This window comes from Spirochaeta lutea, from assembly GCF_000758165.1.
Taxonomy (GTDB): Bacteria; Spirochaetota; Spirochaetia; order DSM-27196; family Salinispiraceae; genus Spirochaeta_D; species Spirochaeta_D lutea.
In genome coordinates this window covers 1-21,456 of sequence record NZ_JNUP01000067.1, presented here as the reverse complement: position 1 = coordinate 21,456, position 21,456 = coordinate 1, and the positions used below count along the sequence as shown (strand labels likewise).

The 21,456-nt window shown below is 58.9% G+C and carries 17 protein-coding genes; 10 read left to right on the top strand and 7 right to left on the bottom strand.

Going from position 1 to position 21,456, the window contains the following annotated elements; genetic code table 11:
- Nucleotides 1-36: 36 nt before the first annotated feature.
- Nucleotides 37-1,041 (bottom strand): GGDEF domain-containing protein, encoded by a 1,005-nt coding sequence (locus DC28_RS11645; RefSeq protein ID WP_037548853.1) that lies wholly within the window; start codon nt 1,039-1,041, stop codon nt 37-39.
- 216 nt (nt 1,042-1,257) lie between these two features.
- The gene (locus DC28_RS11640; RefSeq protein WP_037548851.1) at nt 1,258-2,211 is read right to left on the bottom strand and encodes an Ig-like domain-containing protein; all 954 of its coding nucleotides are present in this window, start codon (nt 2,209-2,211) and stop codon (nt 1,258-1,260) included.
- A 159-nt stretch (nt 2,212-2,370) separates the two neighbouring features.
- Here DC28_RS11640 and DC28_RS11635 point away from each other — a divergent pair, with 159 nt between their 5' ends.
- The 6 genes from DC28_RS11635 to DC28_RS16455 all read left to right on the top strand — a co-directional run bounded on the left by DC28_RS11635 (nt 2,371) and on the right by DC28_RS16455 (nt 7,583).
- A complete protein-coding gene (locus DC28_RS11635; protein WP_156104671.1) occupies nt 2,371-3,702 on the top strand; it encodes a BaiN/RdsA family NAD(P)/FAD-dependent oxidoreductase in 1,332 nt (443 codons plus the stop codon).
- Between the two features lie 118 nt (nt 3,703-3,820).
- Nucleotides 3,821-4,762 carry an alpha/beta fold hydrolase gene (locus DC28_RS11630; RefSeq protein WP_037549040.1) on the top strand — a complete coding sequence of 314 codons (942 nt, stop codon included), beginning with the start codon at nt 3,821-3,823 and terminating at the stop codon, nt 4,760-4,762.
- The gene (locus tag DC28_RS11625; RefSeq protein ID WP_037548846.1) at nt 4,762-5,586 is read left to right on the top strand and encodes a DUF6597 domain-containing transcriptional factor; all 825 of its coding nucleotides are present in this window, start codon (nt 4,762-4,764) and stop codon (nt 5,584-5,586) included. Before DC28_RS11630 ends, DC28_RS11625 begins: the two co-directional genes overlap by 1 nt.
- Before the next feature lie 195 nt (nt 5,587-5,781).
- The gene (locus DC28_RS11620; protein ID WP_037548844.1) at nt 5,782-6,318 is read left to right on the top strand and encodes a dihydrofolate reductase family protein; all 537 of its coding nucleotides are present in this window, start codon (nt 5,782-5,784) and stop codon (nt 6,316-6,318) included.
- Between the two features lie 182 nt (nt 6,319-6,500).
- Nucleotides 6,501-7,346 (top strand): hypothetical protein, encoded by an 846-nt coding sequence (locus tag DC28_RS11615; protein ID WP_037548842.1) that lies wholly within the window; start codon nt 6,501-6,503, stop codon nt 7,344-7,346.
- 72 nt (nt 7,347-7,418) lie between these two features.
- Nucleotides 7,419-7,583, top strand: a complete 165-nt coding sequence (locus DC28_RS16455; RefSeq protein WP_156104670.1) for a hypothetical protein — start codon at nt 7,419-7,421, stop codon at nt 7,581-7,583.
- Between the two features lie 220 nt (nt 7,584-7,803).
- Here DC28_RS16455 and DC28_RS11610 read toward each other — a convergent pair whose 3' ends face one another.
- Nucleotides 7,804-9,165: an MATE family efflux transporter gene (locus DC28_RS11610; RefSeq protein ID WP_156104669.1), complete on the bottom strand. Its 1,362-nt coding sequence runs from the start codon at nt 9,163-9,165 to the stop codon at nt 7,804-7,806.
- A gap of 188 nt (nt 9,166-9,353) precedes the next feature.
- Nucleotides 9,354-12,986 carry a glycoside hydrolase family 2 TIM barrel-domain containing protein gene (locus DC28_RS16860; protein WP_081942162.1) on the bottom strand — a complete coding sequence of 1,211 codons (3,633 nt, stop codon included), beginning with the start codon at nt 12,984-12,986 and terminating at the stop codon, nt 9,354-9,356.
- Nucleotides 12,987-13,077: 91 nt separating this feature from the next.
- On the opposite strand from DC28_RS16860, the gene DC28_RS15735 reads away from it, so the two are divergent.
- Nucleotides 13,078-13,980, top strand: a complete 903-nt coding sequence (locus DC28_RS15735) for a helix-turn-helix transcriptional regulator (protein ID WP_162180233.1) — start codon at nt 13,078-13,080, stop codon at nt 13,978-13,980.
- Nucleotides 13,981-14,099: 119 nt separating this feature from the next.
- Entirely contained in the window at nt 14,100-15,137 is a 1,038-nt protein-coding gene (locus tag DC28_RS15730) for a TlpA disulfide reductase family protein (protein ID WP_052078819.1), read from the top strand.
- Here DC28_RS15730 and DC28_RS11590 read toward each other — a convergent pair whose 3' ends face one another.
- Nucleotides 15,138-16,262, bottom strand: a complete 1,125-nt coding sequence (locus DC28_RS11590) for a cytochrome c biogenesis CcdA family protein (RefSeq protein ID WP_037548836.1) — start codon at nt 16,260-16,262, stop codon at nt 15,138-15,140.
- Nucleotides 16,240-17,400 carry a TraB/GumN family protein gene (locus tag DC28_RS11585; RefSeq protein WP_037548834.1) on the bottom strand — a complete coding sequence of 387 codons (1,161 nt, stop codon included), beginning with the start codon at nt 17,398-17,400 and terminating at the stop codon, nt 16,240-16,242. Before DC28_RS11585 ends, DC28_RS11590 begins: the two co-directional genes overlap by 23 nt.
- 77 nt (nt 17,401-17,477) lie before the next feature.
- Here DC28_RS11585 and DC28_RS11580 point away from each other — a divergent pair, with 77 nt between their 5' ends.
- The gene (locus tag DC28_RS11580) at nt 17,478-19,061 is read left to right on the top strand and encodes a M20/M25/M40 family metallo-hydrolase (RefSeq protein WP_052078818.1); all 1,584 of its coding nucleotides are present in this window, start codon (nt 17,478-17,480) and stop codon (nt 19,059-19,061) included.
- Nucleotides 19,062-19,139: 78 nt separating this feature from the next.
- Nucleotides 19,140-20,819 carry a YfcC family protein gene (locus DC28_RS11575; RefSeq protein ID WP_037548832.1) on the top strand — a complete coding sequence of 560 codons (1,680 nt, stop codon included), beginning with the start codon at nt 19,140-19,142 and terminating at the stop codon, nt 20,817-20,819.
- Between the two features lie 69 nt (nt 20,820-20,888).
- Here DC28_RS11575 and DC28_RS11570 read toward each other — a convergent pair whose 3' ends face one another.
- Nucleotides 20,889-21,338 carry a GyrI-like domain-containing protein gene (locus DC28_RS11570; RefSeq protein ID WP_037548830.1) on the bottom strand — a complete coding sequence of 150 codons (450 nt, stop codon included), beginning with the start codon at nt 21,336-21,338 and terminating at the stop codon, nt 20,889-20,891.
- Nucleotides 21,339-21,456: the final 118 nt, after the last annotated feature.

The window sequence follows — 21,456 nt, the reverse complement described above, 5'->3', positions numbered from 1 at the left end:
GTGCAACGGTACAACCTTTCGCGCACAATCGATGGCTTATCGGGGCTCTCCGCCCTTGCCGCGCTTACGCCGGTACATCCGGAAATCTGCGGCCTCAAGAAGTTCGGATATCTGCTCACCGTCCCGGGGAAACCTACTGGCGCCAAAACTGGTGGACAGTCCCAGTTCGAGGTCTTGCCAGATAACCGGCGGCTCAAGAACCCTCCGAAGGTCCCCAAGTACCGCCATCATATCACGGGGCGAACCCAGGGGGCTTAGGAGGAAGGCGAACTCATCACCCCCCAGCCGAGCGAGGGTATCGGATTTACTCAGCACGCTCTGACAGCGGTGGGCAAACTCCCGGATCAGTGCATCTCCTGCCAAGTGGCCGTGGGTATCGTTCACCTGCTTGAGGCCATCCATATCTGCAATAATGATCCCAAAATCGCGGTGTTTCCCCTTGGGTTTTGTCTGATTTAGGGTGATTTCACGGCGCAGCCGGTCCATGAACTCTGAGCGGTTAAACACCCCGGTCAGATAATCGTGGGTCGCCTTGTACAGTAGATCCTGGTGATCCTGGGAGGTGGCAAAATGGATGATTGAACCGACCATCTCGGAGATGAGGGTGAGTACCTCCACATCCGAATCTGAAAAACGGTGGGGCCTAGCCGAATAGGCTTTGAGTACCCCCACGGGCTTACTGCCGTGCAGCAGGGGAATGAGGATCATGGACCGTAATCCCACCAGGCGGCACGCCTCCCGGTCTACCCGGGGATCGACCTCCGAATCCTGACAGATCGCCGGCACCCCTTCGTCCATAGTGCGCCCCGAAAGACTGCCTATCCGGGGAATTCGTAGCCCCAGGGAGCGGTTAGCGGTGCCTGCGACGGCCCGGTAAATCATGCTGGTATCATCAGCCAGTTCAATGACAGCCCCCTCGGCGTTCACCAGGCCCAGGACGCCCTGTACCGCTGTATCCATAACCTCGGTCAGATCGAAGCCCCGGCGGACTATGGCGCTTTGAAGGTGGATAATATCTAATAGGGTCTGTTCGGAATGCACGGAACCTCCTTCTGTAAGTGTAGTAGTAGATCGGTCAGGAAAGCCATAGGCAGGATGCGAAACAGGGTTGCGGGCCGGGAAGAATCCCGTACCGCAGGGGGTTGCGCTCCTTCCCAAGAATTACCGGAGACTCGTAAATAACCGTCGGGTTTTCGGCAAATAAAAAGCGTCCGGCATTATGCCGGACGCTGGGAAAGCCATCATCGGTACCTGATCTTAGTCGTACAGGTAAATCTCGAAGGGAAGATCTCCCGTCGGGGTGGTGGTTCTCCGGATGGTCAGGTAGTAGATCCCGGCATCCAAGTTTGTTGCTTCGGTAGTGGAATACTTAGGAATCGTACTGTCCTTCTCGTAGCTGTAAGGACTGGTATAGGGTGCAATCTCGTAATCCAGACCGTGGGTATCGCCGTCGTAGGCTATATTCACGCTGCCTGTTTCGGTCATGGCAAAAACGTAGGTGGTCCGGTCGTTCCACCCCAGGGTTATGTCATTGGTGGTTGAGTCGGAGGAGTAAACGGAGACTGGATACTCATCCGAGGGGCAGACATACACCTTGGCGGTGGCGGTCTTTCCTCCGTCAGCCGTGGTAACAGTAATATTCGCGATGCCTGCTGCCTTTGCAACGGGTTTTCCGCCTTCGATGGCTACCACACTGGTCTTGTCGCTGGTATAGGTGACGTCACGGTTTGAGGCGGTAATGGGATTTACGATAACATTCAGCCTGACGGTGTCCCCGATTTCCGCCACAACGTAGGGATCTGCATAAACAGCGTCAACGGAAACCTCAGTCACCTGAACAGTTACCTCTCCGCTGTCGGATTCCTTTCCCTCGGTGGTAGTTAATCGGGCTTTTACCTTGAAGCTTCCTGCTTCATCGAACTTCACAGACCACTGGGAAATATCGAACTCGCCTTCAACTTCCCGGGTTGCTAACACGGTTTCATCGGCGAGAATTTCCAGGGTTCCCGCGCCGTCGCCGGAAATACTGCCCCGGACGTTAAAGGCCTGGCTCTTTCCTAAGCCCACTTTAACCGTTACTCCGTAGGTGTATCCGTCTGCCTCGAATTTATTGATTACCGGCTCGGGGCCGAAGAGTCCGTCGCAGCCAACCAGGCTGACCAGGGACAATATAACCAATCCAATAATAACAGTTAATTTGAATCGTTTCATAGAATCTCCTTATAGCGTTTTTTTCAGGATAGGCCGGCCAATCTTAAGGTAACCTTAAAATTCTTGTTTTTTTTGTATCAATCCATGGGGCTGGTCTTTACCTGATTTCCGACCGTGGGTCTCTTGGAATCTCCCGGACAGGCGTAGTACAGTTGCCCGGTGAATACTGATTTTGATTGCATTGTTATCGGCGGGGGGCCTGCGGGCATGATGGCAGCTGCCCGGGCCGGGGAGCTGGGAGGCCGGGTGCTCTTGCTGGAGAAAAACCGCAGTCTCGGACGCAAGCTGCTGCTCACCGGGGGCGGACGGTGTAATGTCACCAACCTTCAACCCGATCTGCATTCTCTGGTGGGGAGTTACGGCCGGCAGGGACGGCGGCTGTACTCGGTTTTTGCAGGCTTCGGTCCCCAGGATATGCTCGGCTTTTTAAGGGATTCGAACGTGCCGACCAAGGTGGAAGCTGAGGGGCGGGCCTTTCCGGCAGACGACCGTGCGGATTCGGTGCTGAATGCCCTGGTAGAATACATGAAACGCAGCGGCGTGCAGGTTATGACCTCCACCCCTGTTCAGGGATTACAGCCTCCCGCCAAGGGTTCCGGTCTGGTGGTACAGTGCTCCGGGGAGCGGCAGTTTTACGCCCCCTGGGTTGTTCTTGCTACCGGGGGATTCGCCCGCCCTGAAACCGGATCCACCGGGGATGCCATCCCATGGCTGGAGCATCTGGGGCACCGTATCCATCATCCCGAACCTATTCTCGTGCCGGTAACCACCCGGGAGTCCTGGACCGCAGATCTCATGGGCATATCCTTTCCGGATGCGGGGCTTACGGTGCGGGGGCCCGACGGCAGGGGGCTGCATACCGCCAGAGGCAAGCTGCTGTTTACGCATTTCGGGCTTTCCGGGCCGCTTATTCTCAACGCCAGTGCCGAGATAAAGGAATTAGCGGCTCAGGTCCGCGAGGCCGCGCCGCTCCCAAAATCTCTCAAAGCAGGAGGCCGGGAAGCAGTCGAATCACCCCAGAATGGAAAAACCCTGTATCTAGAACTGGATCTCCTGCCCGGTGAGGATTGGAGCCGGACCGACGCCACCCTTCGGCAGGGGTGTGAGCAGGGTGGAAAGCGGCTGGTGGCCACGGTCATGGCAGAGCTGCTGCCGCCCAAGGTGGCGAACAGGGTTTGTCTGCAGGCCGGGCTGCCCAAGGATCGGCGGTGTAGCGAGCTTTCCCGGGAGGAGCGTCGCCGTCTGGCCCAGGGGTGTCATGGTCTTCGATTGACCTACCGAGGACATTTGGGCGCCGATAAGGCTATTGTGTCCCGGGGCGGGGTCGATCTGGAGCAGGTGGATTTTAAAACCATGGAGAGCAGCGTGGTGCCGGGATTGTTGCTTGCCGGGGATATTCTGGATTTCGACCGGCCCAGCGGGGGATTCAGCCTGCAGATCTGCTGGTCCACGGGATGGCGGGCCGGGGAGCGGGCAGCTGGGATGGCCTGAAGCATCCCGAAGAGTCGACGGCGGTGACGGATGGAGGGGCTGGAGGAGGAGTGTCTTGGGGTTTGAATCCATTGGACAGCCGGTCCGACCGGGCATATACTGGCTCGGGGAGGAGTCTATGAACCACCAGCACTACACAATTACCGCCAAGGACGGGGCTACCATCCATGGAACCATGTGGGCTCCCCTGGAGCAGCCAAAGGCTTTGGTGCAGATAAGCCACGGTATGGCGGAACACTCCGCCCGTTACGAGGATTTTGCCCGGTTCCTGGTGGATCACGGCTATGCTGTCTTTGCCCATGACCACCGCGGTCACGGCCGAACCGCCCAGACGGAGAAGGATTTGGGATTCTTCGCCCCACGCCAGGGATGGTCTTTGGTGGTGGATGATATGCTGAGGGTAACCAGGGATGCTCAAAGCCGCTACCCCGGGGTTCCCTTGATTCTATTCGGCCATTCCATGGGTTCATTCATAGCCAGGACCTACATCATGGACTACGCTCACCATCTGGCGGGCTGTATTCTCTCCGGAACCGCAGGCAATCCGGGGGTTGGCGGCTGGGTGGGCCGAAGGATTGCCTCTGCAGAAATCCGCCGCAAGGGACCCCGGCATATCAGTACCCTCATGGATCGTCTGAGCTTCGGAAGCTACAACAAGCCCTTTGAGCCGGCACGGACCAAGTTTGATTGGCTTACCCGGGATTCCGGACAGGTGGACCGCTACATCAATGATCCCCGTTGCGGCTTTGTCTGCACATCCCAGTTTTTCTCTGACCTCCTGGGAGGGCTCAGCCTGGTGAACTCCCGGCAGTTTTTCGATTCTGTGCCCAAGAATCTGCCCCTGTACTTCATCGCCGGAAGGATGGATCCCGTGGGCGCCCGGGGGAAGGGGGTTCTCCAAGTGGCTTCCCGGCTGCGTGCCCGGGGAGTCCATGATGTTGAGGTGACCCTCTACGATCAGGCCCGCCACGAGGTGCTCAACGAGACCAACAATCAAGAGGTGTATGCGGATGTGCTTCTCTGGCTGGAAAAACACCTGACCGGCCCGGGAGCTGATTAATGGCTCCAGATGAACAGGAAGGGCCGTTATTCATCTATCGACCGGCATATCCTGTTTCTCAATTCGTTCAGAGCATCTGGACCTATGATGGCTATAACCCCCCGCACGCTTCCGAGCGGATTCTTTCGAATACGTACTCCGAGATTAATATAGACTATTCTGAAAATCCCTATGAGGTTCGGTATCAAGGTCAGAAAAGGTTCACGAACATGTCTCCCGGCATGGTAAGCGGCCTGAACAGCCGTCCCTTCTCCATCAATACAGCCCGCAGCTCAAAACTCTTGACAGTAGTATTCTGGCCTGGGGCCCTATATACCCTTTTTCGGATACCGGCTGATCATTTTACTGACAGGCATACCCCGATGTCCGATGTTTCAGTCCATGGTTTCGATGTTCTGCAAGAGAAGATCAGTTGTGGGAGAACGGCATTTGATAAGATGCGGATTGTCGAACTGTTTCTCCTCGGAGCAATACGGAAGATTGAGTACACCAATGAGATGATCTTTCATGCACTCAAGGAAATTCATAAGGGTCAATCCATCGGTAGTATTGTTGAACATCTACCTATCAGCCATCCGGCTTTTATTTCCCGGTTTAAAACAGTGGTCGGAGTGGCCCCAAAGCTTTATGCCCGGCTATTTAGATTTACCAAAACCATTGAGGGTCTGGGGGCTGCCGGCAGTACCCGCTTTGTGGGTATGGATGGGGTGGATTACTTTGATCAGGCCCACTTTATCAAGGAGTTTACCCAGTTTTCCGGGATTTTGCCCTCCGCCTACTCAGCCCAGGATCCAAGGCATGGTTTTAATCTGCCTGAGCTGTAGGTTCCAGAGGGTATTCGGATATTACGGAATGATTAGATAGTGCGCAAAAGGTTGTAAAGATTCCCTAGACCGGAACACCGGGGATATTGTACCATCCGGTGTTATTCGGGGCTCCGTAAATCAGCCAGGTTAAATTTTTTACAATACATCCCCAGGATTCCCGGTCATAGTACTCCTAAAACAAAGGAGTATGCCATGAGGAAACTTGATTACTATATTGCGGTGTCGGTGGATAATTTCATAGCAAAGCCGGATGGTTCGGTTGACGGTTTTTTAGGAGAGGGAGATCATATTCAGCCCTACATTGATTCCCTGAGAAACTATGATACCGTGCTGATGGGCCGGTCCACCTATGAATTCGCGTATCAATTCGGCCTGAGGAAGGGCCAGCCGGTGCCCATGTACGGGCATATGAAACAATATGTCATATCAAGCACCATAGGAGCCTTCGATCACCCTCAAATCGAGGTGGTGTCCCAGGATGTAAGTACCTTCCTAGCCAACCTGAAGGATCAAGAGGGGTTAGACATCTACCTCTGCGGAGGCGGTACGCTGGCAGCCTATCTCTTAGAACACGGCCTCATAGACCGCCTGATACTGAAGAGGAACCCCGTCTTATTTGGAGATGGGATCCCGCTGTTCCACACCCTGGGCAAAGAACAGCCTGCGAACCTTGAAAACTGTACCGTCTACGGTTCCGGGGTGATCTTCGAGTATTATTCAGTGACCTAGGATGAGACGGATCTATGGATGGTCCATGACGTTTACAGGTACTGCCTAGGAAGGTCCCGGGGTTCCCCAATTGCTTTTGCGCACTACAGATACCTTTAGAGAAAATAAAAATACCGGAAAGTTAAGGAAGTTTTAAGGTTCAGTGAATCACCATGAAACCAGAACGTTTCTTGGAGGTTACAATGAGAATTCTTAAAACTTTGGGACAAGGGGCTGTGACAGTACTCCTTGTACTGGCGATGGTGGGATGCGGACTCTTCGGTTCGGATCCCGATCCTATTACCGGTGTTAAGGCGGTAGCGAACAGTGTTGATTTTATTACCGTCTCCTGGGATGCCATGGAAGATGCCGATGAATACACGGTGTTTGTCTCCGAATCGGCAAGCGAGAGCGGTAGAGAGAGTATTGGATCTACCAGCGGTACTACCATGGTGTACAGCGAGGGCACTCCGGGTACAACCTACTACTTCCATGTAGAGTATAAGCTGACCGGGGAGAGCTACTACGCCGATGTTCCTTCCTTTGAGTTTGCATCAGCGGTGTTCCCCGAGCCGTCACCCGGAATCGATTCTGTTTCCATCAGTTTACCCGATGGACTTCCCACATCAACCGCATGGAACGGTGTCGAGGTAACCTGGGATCTGAAGGGGGATGCAACAGCGGTATCGAAGTTCCAGGTCTCTCTGAAATATGAAGGTCAGAGCGAGTTCGTCAAGTTCAATGCCGGGGGAACCTTCGGTGACGGACCCATTGACGAAACCTATACCTACCTGGCGAAAAATGATGATGGTTCCTTTACCCTGACCTATAATCTCGGTCTCACCTATGTGGATGACAACGGGGTAACCTATAACAAGGATGGCCGGACAACTTCCATCAAGGTGGAGGCTCTGGATGCCGCCGGAACCGTACTGAACTCTGTTACCGAAACCAAAACCATGGAGCTCTTCGATAGGATTCGAGCCCTGGGACACTCCCGATCAGGTGATACCCTGACCCTTGCCTTTACGGCTCCGAGCCTGGCCTAATGGTTTAAAATCACTTCGGATAACTCCAACGAAGCCTTGGAGTATCGCAGGTCCGACCTGAGTACCGCGACCATGGCTGAAATCGGAAACCCGAGTACAACCTACGAGAATATCTATAAGATTTCATTCACCCTGACCGATTGGCCCTCGGGCTGGAGCACCTTCACCGTAACCCCGGGGAAGACCAGCAGTACCTACGACTCGAATGCCAGCGGCATACGGCAGGTATTCTGGTAGGAAGCCTGGGTATAACTCAAACAAGACCCGGTCCTGGGGGGGCAGCTATACAGCGCCCCTCACGGGGCCGGTTTTTTTTGAATAGTGCGCAAAAGGTTGTAAGAAATCCCCCATTCACCACTATATCTGTGAGGTGTGTCCGAGAATTACGCTACACCTAGGGTAGGTTATAAGCTTTTGCACACTATAAAACCAACGGATGGAACCCAGGAATTCTGGTCTAGGGGATCTCTGCCGCTGCCGAATCCACCTCCACATGCAGCCAGCGGCGGCGCAGATAGCCCGCTACCATGAGCAGGGCGTGGCTGAGCTGGTAGAGCCCGAAACTGAGCCAGGCCAGGTGTATCTGTCCGGGGAAGAAATGCCGGGCCAGCAGGGTTGCACCGAGGATGAACACCAGGTTGGTCGTGGCTTCGCTGAAGAGCACCCAACGGCCGTACCCGTTGGCGGTGAAGATCATCTCGAAGGTATAGCCGATGGATTCGGCGAAGTAAAATCCGGAGAAGAACAGCACGGCCTGGGTGATGGCCGCCTGGGTTGCTGGATCATTGGTGAAAAACTTGGCAATGAATCCCCGGCAGAGAAGGGCCAGGCCTGCCACCCCCAGGGCGATGAGGGTACCCAGCAGCCCGGCCTGCCGGCCGAGATGGGCTGCCTCGGCCTTATCGTTCCGGCCCAAGGCGTTACCCACCAGGATGGAGGCTGACCGGGCGAAGCCGCCGATGACGGTTTTGTTCAGGCGCATGAAGGAAAAGAGGGAATGGGTGGCGGCCAGATAGACCGTGGAGTAGTCCTCGATGATGGTCTGGTAAACCATGAAAATCCCCAGGGCGATGATATTTTGGATTCCCGGGGGAAGGGCGACGGCGATGATATCCCGCTGGAGTTTGGGGGTCAGATGCCGGAATGTGAAGAGCCGGTAACTGCGGTTGTAGCCCCGGCGCATGAGAATCACCCCCAAAAACACCATACTCACCAGGTTGGCAAGGACGGTTCCCAGGGCAGCCCCGCGGATGCCCATGGCCGGAAGCCCAAGATTGCCGAAGATGAAGATCCAGTTCAGGAGAATGTTCAGGGTATTGCTGAGGATGCCCGAGTACATGACGTACCGGGTACGGTTAATGGCGCTGAAGAACCCCTGAAGCACGAAAAACAGCCCCGAGGGCAGGAGCGAAAGGCGCATAATAGCGATGTACTGGAGGGTGAGTTCCAGAATACGGGGATCGCGGATCAGGGGGGTAAGGATGGGCCGGGCGGAGAAGCTTACCACCAGGGCCAGGGCAGCCGAATACAGGGCGGTGATGATGCCGTTGTCCAGGGCTTCCCCGGTGTGGTGCTGGCTGCCGGGGTTTTGAAGGTCCTGGCGGCCGAACCGCCGGGCCGTAATGGCCTGAACCCCCGAAGAGAGGGGCCAAAGAAAGGTGTTCAGAATCCAGGTGAATAACCCGGCGATCCCCACTGCACCCAGCTCCAGGCTGCCTTGACCGTAGTGGCCGAGCATGGCGCTGTCGGCGATTTGGTGCATGTAGAAGGTCAGCTGGCCGAAGAGCAGGGGAAGTCCTAAACGGAATATTCGTTTCATCCGCCAGAGTATACCCGGCGGCGACCCCAGAGTATACCCGGGGCGGGTGCCCGTTCCGGGGGCTCGGGAGGTTTCATCCACGACACTTGCCGCCTAGAGACCCTGGTTTTTTGGATCCCGACAGGTTTATACGGACATTCAGGCTCACTCAGTTCCATCCAGAGGGTCCGGCTGCCCCCGGAATGCTCTCACTCCTCCGGGGCGGCATCGTCCAGGATAATGTCCACGTCCAGCCGGTGGATGCCGGGAGCGATTTCATACTCGGGCAGCACATCCGGCCCGCAGGTGGCGGTTCCTAATCCCCGGTGGGCCGCATCCAGAATCAGGTGGACCGGTGCGTCCGGTCCCAGGGCAGGGAGATCCCAGGTATGCCGCGCCTCGGTGAGGTCCCTCAGGGAAAACAAGCTGATGTTTGCCGAGAAACCTTCCTGGGAATTTTCGGAATTCTGGGGTGATTCCCATGCCCGGGAAACCAGAATCCTCCTGCCCGACCCCGAACGGGCCGGAGTTTCCCCCTCTGCCCTTCCGGCGGAACCGAAAGAACCGCCGGGTCCGGAAGAACCGACAGAACCGGTCGAATCCAGGGAACCGCCGGGTCGGGTAGGCCCGAAAGAACCGGCGGGATCAGCGGAGCCCAGGGAACCGGCGGGTCCGGAAGAACCGAAAGAACCGGTCGAACCCAGGGAACCGCCGGGTCCGGCGGAAGACGGCGTCCCGGGCCCGGTACTCAGTTCCAGCCAGCGCAGGTCTTGGAGGTGGCCGTGTTCCTGGGGAACAATGTAGGGTTGGTACATGTCCTGGACCGAGCTGCGGTAAACCCCCAAGAGGGTGGATTGCCGACGGTCCGGGTAGCCCTCGCCAGGGCCGCGACCGTACCAGGTGGCATGGCGAAATTCCGGGGATAGGAGGAGGTGTATTCCCAGGCGTGGCAGCCGGGGCCGGTCCGGGGGAACGGTAAACACAGCATGCAGCCGGAATCCCCGGGACAACGGTTGGGTTGTCAACACCACGTCCACCCCGGCGACGGTGGTTTGGTAGTTCCAAGGGCCGGAACCCAGGTGCTCGGGGGAGGGCTCCTGGGGCGGAGCGGATTCTGCCAGGGCGGTATCTAGGCCCCAGGCCAGCCAGTCCGCCAGGGCTGCGGGTTGACCGTCAGGAATGGCCTTAAAGGTATCGTTCTCCGTGGGAGCCCGCCAGATAACCGGGCAGGGCAGTCCCAGCAGGGGCCAGACCGGCGGTAAGGTGGTGCCGGGGGCGTCCGGGCTGTTTACACCGGGGGCTCCGGCGGGGATGCGGCTTGGAGCATCCCCGGGAGGGGCGGAATACCGGGCATCCCCGGAGTCAGATATGTTCCGGTTCTCCTGGGATTCCAGCCCCTGCCAGCGGCCGTGGCTGGTTTGATTCTGGGCGATGACATGGCCCCGGGGGGCCCATTCCTCATCCTGGAGGGTGACAATCCGGGCGGTCACCACCAGTTCTCCCCGGATGCCCGGAGACCCCGGGGCCAGGGTTTCTTTCAGGGCCAGGGCAAGGGGCTGGGGGAGGTCGGGGCATACCGCCAGGCTCTGCCCCGGGGTAAGGGAGGGAAGGGGCTGGAGGCTGGTTCCCAGAGGGGTTGCATCCAACAGGGCGCTGAGTTCGAGGCCGAGGTTTTTCGTCGGGACAAAATCGTATCGGCTGGTAATCCGGCATTCCAGGGGCGCGGGGGAGGCCTGAGGGCGGTGGATGATCTGGATGTCCAGGGGCTGGAAGCATGACTTGATTTCATCCATGGCGGGATGGGGGGTGCCGTCGGGCCAGACAATCCCGTTCAGGCAGAAGCTCAGGTCGTTGGGGCTGTCGCCGAAATCTCCCCCGTAGGCGTAGTGGCGGGTAGGCGACCTGCCTTGCTCGGAGGCTTCGGTCCCGAGGGAGGGGTGGCCGGGCTTGTAGGCGGCCACCCCCAGGATGGTACGCCCCGGGCCGTCCACCTCGATGCCCTGGTCGATCCAGTCCCATATGAATCCCCCCTGAAGACCGGGATAGGCCTTCACGGCCTTCCAGTAGTCTGCGAAGCTGCCATTGGAATTGCCCATAGCGTGGCTGAACTCGCACATAATCAAGGGGCGGTGTTCTCCCTGGGGGGGATGTTGGGCCCATTGGATGATTTCGGCGATGGTGGGGTACATGGGGCAGATAATCTCCGTTACATCCCTGCCCCGGGAAAAGTCAAAGGGACCCTGTCCCCATTCTTGGCGGACTGATCCCTCGTACTGGATGGGCCGGCTCGGGTCGTAGGAGCGGATCCAGGCGGCCATAGCCCGGTGATGGGGGCCGTCGCCGCTCTCGTTGCCCAGGCTCCAGAGGATGATGCTGGGGTGATTCTTATCCCGCTGGACCATCCGGACGGCCCTGTCAAGGAAGGCGGCTGCCCAGTCCGGTTCACGGCAGAGCTGGTCATAGTAGTGGTGGGATTCTATGTTCGCCTCGTCCACCAGGTAGATGCCGTAGCGGTCGCAGAGTTCGTACCATTCCTCGGTATTGGGATAGTGGCTGGTACGGACGGCATTGAAGTTGTTCTGCTTCAATAAGCGGATGTCTCGAATCATATCCTCCCGGGGCACGGTTTTACCCAGCCGGGGGTGGTGTTCATGGCGGTTTACCCCCTTCATGAGTACCGCTTTGCCGTTGATCAGAAGCTGCCGGTCCCGGACCCGCACCGACCGGAACCCCGTGTTCAGGGCGGTGCACTCCACCACCCGGCCCCGGGGATCCAGAAGGCTCAGGGTGACGAGGTAGCGGTTGGGCTGCTCGCTGCTCCAGGGTTCAATACCATCCATGGGAACGACGGCCCTGATCTGGTGGCCTGATGCCCGGTATTCCCCTGAGATGAGCCGGGTGAGCAAGGGCATCATGGCGGGTTCTTCGGGGTCACGGACCGTGTATACCGGATTTCGGGATATCTGGGCTACCAGCTTCCAGCCGGGTTCAAGGCTCCGGGCCTCGGGGCCGCCCGGCCAGGGATCCAGGGAGCTTTGGGGCCTCTGCTCCAGCTCAGGTCTGGAGGCGGCGGCGCTTCCCTGAAGGCTTACCTGCAGGGTGAGTAACCCTGTGGCCTGATCGGCGTTAAAATCCCCTGAAACAAACACATCCTGAAGGTAGACCCGGTCCGTGGAGTACAGGTACACGCTCCGGTGAATCCCTCCCATCCACCACTGGTCCTGGTCTTCGATGAAGCTGCCGTCGCTCCAGCGCAGCACCAGTATCTCCAGGCTGTGGTCGCCGGGTTGGGCATCGGGAAGTTCAAACTCGGCAGCCAGCCGACTGTCCTTGGTCATGCCGATGAAGCTCCCGTTGAGGTACACGTAGGCGCAGCTCTCGGCTGCTCCCAGCCGCAGAACCACCCGGCGGCCCCGCCAGTTCTCGGGAATGCTAACCCGCTTGTGGTACAACCCTGTGGGATTGTGATCCGGCACCCGGGGCGGTTTATGGGGGAAGGGCATAATGACATTGGTGTACCAGGGGTGGTCCCAGCCCTGCATGGTCCAGACCCCCGGTACCTGGATCTTGCCCTGGGGATTACGGAGATCGGGAGTGCCAATGGCGGCGAAGGCCGATTCAGCCTGGGAGAAAAACCGGAAGTCCCAGACGCCGTCGAGACATTGGACCCAGGGGGTCATGGGGCTCTCTCCTCCCCGGCCAAGACGCTCGTCCCAGGATGCGTTCAAGCCTTTCAGGGCGGAGGCTGTGTCCGGATAGGGCAGTAGGGCCGGTCGAGAGGGCAGGATGTTAGCGCTGGTTTGCCTGGGATCCATCCAGGAGGGGATTTCGTGGGTTTTCATAATCCTATTTTACCACCGAAACATCATCCGGGTATGGGCAAGATTGATCTGTCTATTGTCAAAACTGATACATCCGACCTATCCTATGGCTATGCAGGACCATACTATCCCCCCAGAACTGGATATTCACCGGCCGGTGTTCCGAACCATGGGCGATCTTGCAAGCCCGGGACTGTTGGGCTGCGGTTTCATGCAGAAGACCCCGGCTGATAGCTCTCTGGGGGTTCGGTTTCCCCATTTCGGGGTGGTGTACCTCCTCAGGGGGCGGGGCAGCTATCGGAGTGGCATCTCTGGCTCGGAAGAACTTGAACCGGGGAGCCTCTTTTTCCGGGTTCCCGGGGAGCTGCATTCCACGGAGGTGTATGGTTCCGAGGAACCCGGTCATTCCTGGCTGGAGTGTTTTGTTGCTTTTGGCACACCCATGTACCAGGGATTACGGGCCTTGGATCTTCTGCCCGGGGATTCCCGGGTGCAGTACCCCGGGTTGGATCTACCCCTGGCCCGGAGGTGGCTTGCGGCGGCAGATCACCTGGAGAAGGCTCCCCCGGGAGACCTGGGATTTTGCCTCCTGGAGTGCCAAAATCTGGTATTTACCCTGCTGCGCCGGGGGATTACCGGCCAATCCTCCGGTCCGGCAGGGCCGGAGCGGCGATACGCCCGGGAAACCCTGGACCACCACCTGCGCCTGGCGGAGCAGGCCGCCGAGGCCCTGGCCGACCCGGTTACGGCCGTGCTGGGCCTGGAGGAGATAGCCTCGGAGCTGGGGGTTAGCTACAGTCTGCTGCGGCGGATCTTTCCCCGGTACATGGGAATGTCCATGTCCCAGTACCGGATCCGTCAGCGGGTGGACCGGGCCAGGGGGCTGTTGATGGACAGTACCTGGAGCCTCAAGGAGATTGCCAGGCATCTCGGGTATCCGGATGCCATGACCTTCTCCCGGCAGTTCCGTCTTGTGGCAGGCCTCACACCGGCCCAGTTCCGCCGGACCAGGTAGCCTGGGATTGAAGACTCATGCAGGGCGCACTCTCAGATCCTCGCATACCCTTCCCGGGGGGAATCCATGGGCAAAATCCACGACTGGCCTATCGGGCTGAGGGAGTGTACAATACCTAGATGGATCAACTACTGAATATTCCCCGGGAATATCTGGTTACCGGGTTAATCATTATCGTATCAGGAGCCGTCAGCCTTCTCCTGTTGCGGTTCATCCCCCGCAGTCTGCCAGGCGCCCCGGACAAGCAGGCCCGGGGGGTTACCGCCAGCCGGCTCCTCGACCGTCTGGTAACCGGACTACTCGTCTTTCTTGTCATGTGGAAATTGTCTCCCCTGCTCACTAGTCTTGGTACCGTCCTCCAAGAACCCCTGGCCCTGTTGTACCTGCCCGGGGGGACAGTGGGAACCATCCTCGGACTCGGCGGTGCCGGACTGTGGTTTGCCTGGAGCATCTGGGGGGCAAAGAAAACGGATGATGAACAACGTCCCCGGGATATCCGGGCTTTGGGGATTTTTCTTGGCGTGTTTCTTCTGGGGGGATTACCAACCATGCGCATCCTGGAGCTGGCCGAACAGGGCCTATTCAGCTCCCGGGAACAGGGAACCGGCAGTCGGGTAGGGGAAGAAGCCTATGATTTCAGTTTACCGGTCCTTGAGAATTTCTCGCCCCAGGCCCTGAGGGGTGAGCCCCGGGAATCAGGCCTCGGCGATACCCCGGTCATATCCGCCGCTCCGGATACCATCGAACCCCTGGGGGGGCAGATTATGGTATCAGCCTTACGGGGCAAGCCGGTGGTGCTCAATTTCTGGGCGACCTGGTGTCCCCCCTGCCGGGCGGAGTTCCCCGAACTTGTGAAACTCCAAGAAGAATACGGCGATAGGGTTCATATCCTGGGGGTTAATCTTACCTCCAGCGAGGCAAGTGTTGCGGGGGTCCAGGAGTTTGTGGACCGGTTCTCTCCGGCCTTTACCCACGGGCTGGACACCTCAGGTTCGGTACAGGCCCGGTACGGGGTACGCACCGTTCCCACAACCCTGATCATCGACCAGACCGGAATCATCACCTACCGCCGCAGCGGGGCCGTCTCCCGGAACCTGTTGGCCTCCCGGCTGGATTCCCTTCTGGAGGCGGAACCCCAGTCTCTGCCGGCACCCTGACTAGAGCCCCTGAAACTGCAGCCAGGCTGCGGTCCATTCCAGGACTGAAATGATTCCTAGGAGATTGAGTATCCCCGGAACGGCGAAGGCGAGTCCGAGGGCAGCCATGAGGACTGCTCTTCTTCGCCTGGGTAATTTTCGGGGACCCGCGGCCCTGCTCCCAGCCCAAAGCAACCAGCCGCCCAGCCCAAGCCAGACCAGCGCCCCCACCACCCCGGAAGCTCCGGGATGCTGTTCGGCCCACCGACCGAGCTCCAATCCGGCTCCAACAATCCATCCGGTCAACAAGGCAAACCTCCCGGTGGCAATCAACACCCCCAGGGCAATCAGGACCATGCCGCTCACCCGTTGGATACCCCCCAAACGGCGGCGCAACCCGGCGATCAACCCGGATAAGCCCGGGGTACCAGCACCGGCCGCAAAGAGCAGGAAGGGCAGTCCCAACCCGAGGGAATAAAAACTCAAGAGCACCAGTCCCTGCTGCCAATCCCCCGAGGAGCCGGCCACCACGAGAATCGACGCCAGCATCGGACCGATACAGGGTGTCCAGCCCGCCCCGAAGGCCGCCCCCATGGGAATAGCCATAAAAAACCGCCCCGCCGCCCGGCCGGGATTCTGAACCGCGGCCCCAGCGTCCTGGTTGCCCTTCCCCGGAACCCGGGAGCGGCGGAAGGACATCCCCGGGCGGAACTCCCGGTACAGCCCCCGGAAAAACCCGAAGGCATAATGCAGCCCCATGGCGATCACCACCATGCCCGCCCCCAGGGACAACAGGGGCCCGGCCACCGGGCCGGACGCCAACCCTGCCCCGAGGCCCAGCAGCACAAACACCCCCGAGAAACCCAGCACAAAGCCCAGGGTAATCACCAAACTCTGAGCCCGGATCCCCCATCCGGTTCCAGGGGCCTCCCGGACCGGGGAACCGGCGCCATCAGCGGTACCGGCCCCATCATTCCTCCCGCTACCGGTTCTACCCTCCCCGGGCCCCCGGGCAACCCAGGCCCCGAGCATAGACAGGTAACTTGGAATGAGGGGCAGCACACAGGGACTCACAAAGCTGACCAGACCCGCCGCGAAGGCCAGAGAACCGTTACATCCCCGTTCACTGCATACTCCGGAGAACACTAATGGAGGAAAAAACCAGGTATGCGTCAAACTGCCTACCCGGAGCGGCCCGGAGTTCATCAAAACTGTAGGCAACCCCCATGGATTCCTGGAACAGGGGATCGTCCAGGGGTATAAAGATGTTCCCGCCCTCGCCCCGACGGGGAAGCTCCCATAACAGCCGCGTCAGGTTATTCTCCTTACGCTGCCAGGGCGGGGTAATGCCCACGGATTCGGTATCGTAGAACCGGTTCCGCCGCTCCCCGGTAAAGCCGAAGACCGCCAGGGAAAACAGCGCATCAGGATTCTGGTCGTACCGCTCATCCAGGACGGTACCCAGGCGCCGCCGGATCGTTCCCATAAACACCTGCCGCTGGGCATGGAACATCCCGGTATTAACCACCACCTTGCCCGTTCCGGCATCCAGCTGCTCTTCCACCAGGCGGATAATCAGAGCCTCCCGGGCGCTATCCTTCATGGAATCCCGCAATCCGATACTCTGCTCTTCGATCTCCACCATGCGAGTCAGGCGCTCCATCCAAGGGTCGGATAGTTCCAGGGTGTAGAGTGATTCCAATGCCCTGCGGTACCCGGTACTGCCGGGATCCAGGAGCAGGATTTCTCCGGCATACCGTTTCAGCTCCGGATGATCCAGCTCCCGGCTCATGGCGAGCAGGGACTGCTGAAAACTATCCGACCAGTGGTTCATATCGAAGCAGAACACCCCGATTTGATCCTCTCGCGCCAGGGGGGCGTTAAAATCCCGCAGGCCCTCGATCCAGAAGGAATCCAGGGGCGCGAGGCCCTGGGGATAATCATCCCGACTGCCCCGTACATAATCATCCAAAATCCAACCGAAGGCCTGCATGGATTCCACCCCGAGTTGCCGGTATCCTGCCCGTTGCAGCTCGGGAAACAGGGCCACCAGCATCTCCTGGTGTTCTTGGACGTAGTGGGTTTCGCCCAGAAGGGTAACCTGGGCCCGGGATATCCGGTTCACCAGCCCCGGGGGCAGACCTCCTTGCTCAAATACCTGGGCCGCATCTTCGATTACCGTCTGTAGCTCCTTCCGGTCCGGACCGGAGGCGCAGCCGGCAGCAATTACTACCATGAGAGCAGCGGTGATGAGGGTTCGTACTGTGGGTTTCTGGGATTTCATGCCACCATAGATACCGCTTTTTCCCTCCCAAGGCAAGATAGGCTACCAACCCCGGGGCTATCCATTTATACTTGGGTATGATTGTATTGCTCATCCCGGGATTCCTCCTGGCTCTGCTCATTGTCTTCATGATCATCCGCACCCTCATTCTCCGGGCCTCGGGTCCGGACCTACCGCCGGGCCGGCCGGCGGATCTTCCCGGTGATCTGCGCCCGGGGTACGCCCAGCGCTTCTCCCGGGCCATAGCCCTGCCCACGGTAACCCCGCCCGAAGGCGGCGGTTTTCCGGAGATGGAACGGGCCCTTCTGGATTTTCAAGCCATGGTTCAGGAGCAGTTCCCCCATCTGGCGGCTCTGGGTACCTTCACCAGTCTGGGGCCCTTCGGCTGGTATATCCGGATACCTCGGGACGCTGCTTCGGGTCGGCAGGCAGTCGAATCACCCCAACACCGAGACAAAGACGGGAACCGCGACCCGGCACCCCTTCCCATGCTCCTCCTCGCCCACTACGATGTGGTTCCGGTAGAGGCTGAGTTTTGGGACGACGAGCCCTTTTCCGGACGCATCGCCCAGGGCTTTGTTCATGGCCGGGGAACCCTGGATACGAAAAACACCCTCATGGCGATTTTGGAAGCAGGGGATTACCTGGTGTCCCGGGGTACCGCCTTCGACCGGGATGTGTATCTCGCCTTCGGTGGTGATGAGGAGCGTAACGGCACAAGGGGGGCCAGGCAGCTGGCCGAGCATTTCCGCAGCCGGGGCTTGAGGTTTTCCCTGGTGAGCGATGAGGGGTTGGTAGTGGCCCGGGAGGGAATCCCCGGGGTCAAAACCCCGGTGGTGCTTCTCGGTACCGAAGAAAAAGGGTACACGAATCTCGAGCTTTGGGCGGATCAGCCCCCGGGGCATAGCTCCCGGCCGCCCCGGTTTCAAGCCGCCGCCCGGTTGGGCCGCGCCCTCTCCCGGCTGGAATCCCATACCTTTCCCTACGAATTATCCGCCTCGGTACGGGCTTTTTTTGAGGGCCTGGTGCCCCTGGTTCCCTTCTCCCTGGGGCTCATATTTGCCAACCTGCGGATTACCAAGCCCCTGTTCGTGTTGGCCATGAGGAACAACCCCGAAGCTGTAAGTATGGTCCGGACCACCCTGGCAATGACGGTTCTGCAGGGCAGCCCTGCAGAAAACGTGCTGCCCTCCCGGGTCAGGGCTGTGGTAAATCTGCGTCTCCTGCCGGGATGGACACCCCAGGAGGCCCTGGAGCAGGTTCGCCGGCGGGTCCGTGGCCTGGGGGTTCAGGTTGATTTTCAGCCCGGGGTCCTCCACAGTTCGCCGGTTACCCAGGGGCAGGGGGAAGCCCGGGAGTACGAGCGGGTTGCCCGGGCCGCCCGAGCAGCCTTTCCCGGCAGACCGGTGCTGCCCAGCTTGGTAACTGCTCAGACCGACTCCCGGCACTATGCCGATCTCACCGACACTGTCGTCCGCTTTGCCCCCATGGAGCTGGGTAAGGCTGAGCTGAATCTTATCCACGGCCATAACGAGCGTATATCCCTGGAAAATTACGAGGCGGGGATTCGGTTTTATCTGGAACTACTCCAGAGCGCCCAGAGCCACAGCAACCCCCCTGCCGGCGGGGCTGCCCCCGCTGCCCCCGGGGCTGATTCTTGATGACCCCACCGCATCCAGTGTAGGGTACCGTGCTGGACACATGAGGGAACACCTATACAGTAGGGAGGTAGGGGATTGATGGAGAGGGAAAGCAGCCTGAAGATCGGACTCAAATCGTTGCTGGTGTCTGCGGGCATCATTCTGGTGCTCATGGTTATCTCGGGGATCCTAACGGTCGTTCTGCCCAGCGGGGAGTTCGACCGGGTGGTGGAACAGGGCCGGACCCTGGTGGTGCCCGGATCCTTTGAAGCCATGGAAAAGCCCGACTACCCGGTCTGGCGCTGGTTCACCGCCCCCTTTGAGATTTTCTTTTTTGAGGGTAATATCGCCCTGATTACCATCATCCTGTTTATTATCTTCGTAAGCGGAGCCATTACCATTCTGGAGGTAGCCGGGGTCATGGAGGACCTGATCCGCCGGCTGGTTGCACGCTTTCAGAAGAATAAGTATACCCTTATTTCGGTACTCATCTTTTTGTTCATGGCCGTGGCAAGCTTCATGGGGATCTACGAGGGAATGGTACCCATGATTATCTTCATTGTACCCCTCTCCCTATCCCTGGGCTGGGACAGCCTGACCGGATTGGGAATGAGTTTGCTGCCCATGGCCTTCGGATTTGCAGCAGCAGTCACAAACCCCTTCACCATCGCCGTCGCCCAGAAAATTGCCGATCTGCCCTTGTTTTCCGGGGTTTGGCTGCGGATCATCTTCTTTATTGTAGTGTACGGAATCTGCCTCTGGTTCGTCCGCCGCCATGCCCGGCGGGTTGAGGCGGATCCGACCAGTTCACCCAGCTTTACCAAAGACCAGGAGCTTCGGGCCCGGTTGGGTATTACCCTGGCCGGGGTTTCCTCGGGAGCATCCCCCCTCGGTCAGGCTGGAGCCGGCGGAGGAGATGCCAGTATCCCGGGCAGCCCAACCCCGTCGGGGCAGGGTGATGTGCCCCTGGGTGGCGTCACGGCGTCGCCGGCAGCAGACACCGGGATCGCCGGTGCCGGGTCGGCCCCCAATCCGGCCCGGGATGGCATCAATGCGCTGCCAGTAACGGAGGCCGGGATGGACGGAGCCGGGGCTGTTGAGGGATCGGCTGCCAGGGGCCATGCCCGGGCTCTGAACTGGTTCGCCTCCTGCGTCGGCCTGGCGGTTCTCTTGGTTTTGGTTTCCGGTCAGATTCCCGCCCTGAGCGATCTGGCCTTTCCGGTGATGGGACTGCTCTTCCTGGTCGGCGGTATCGGCGGGGGGCTGTTTGCGGGCATGGGGCCGGGAAGAATGGTTGGGGTGTTTTTCCGCGGGGTTGTAAATATGCTGCCGGGAGTACTGCTTATCATGATGGCCTATTCGGTGAAGCATATCATTGTGGAGGGCATGATTATGGACACCATCCTCCATATGGCGGTTCAGACAATTAGTAGGACTCCGGCTCTAGCCTCAGCGTTTCTCATTTATCTGGTTACCCTGGGGATGAACTTCTTCATTGGGTCGGCAAGTGCCAAGGCCTTCCTGATGATGCCCATCCTGGTTCCCCTGGCTGAGCTGGTAGGGATTACCCGGCAAACCGCCGTTTTGGCCTTTGATTTCGGCGACGGATTTTCTAATATGCTCTTCCCGACCAATGCCCTGCTTCTCATAGCCCTGGGATTCACCGTGGTATCCTACCCTATGTGGCTGCGGTGGACCCTCAAGCTTCAGGGAATCATGTTGCTGGTTACTAGCCTCTTTTTAGCAGCGGCGGTGGTTATCGGTTTCGGGCCATTCTGATCCCGGGTTTGGGTGATCCGGTAGGCCCGAGGTAACCCCCGGGCCGGTGACAGCCCAGGGGTAGTAAAATCACCCTTGGATAGGAAAATAGAGCTGGGTTTGCAGTTCTTCCGGCGGGGTATCCTCCGGAGAGTTGAGGTAGCTCTCGTACATCCAGGGGCTCAAGGTGATGTTTCTCTGTGCGGCGAATTCGCTTACCTTGGTATAGGTTTTTTCCAACTCGCCGTAAGGGCCCAGGTGAATCGTGGTCACAACCCGGCCGGCGGGAATTACCGAGGGCCGAATATCCCCTTCGCCTTCGCTTCCCGGGGCCGCAGGGAACCCGATTTCGATGTCCAGGGCATCCATGTCCATATTGCGGTACAGTACGTAGGGGGCCCCGGTCATTGGGATGCCCTTGGCTCCCATGAATGCGCCGATCTGGGCGTAGGTCTTGCCGATGGCTTCGGGCAGGCCGGAGGCAGGAACGGTCAGGTTCACTGCCAGGGTTTTGGTTTCTGGTACGTCTTTGATTTCCATTGGTACTCTCCTTGTCTTGGCTTTTAGGTGAGTGTACGCCATGAACTACGACAGCTGTATGTCATACATAGTGCGCAAAACCCTGTAACTTTTTACAAACCTCCCCCCACCCTTGAAG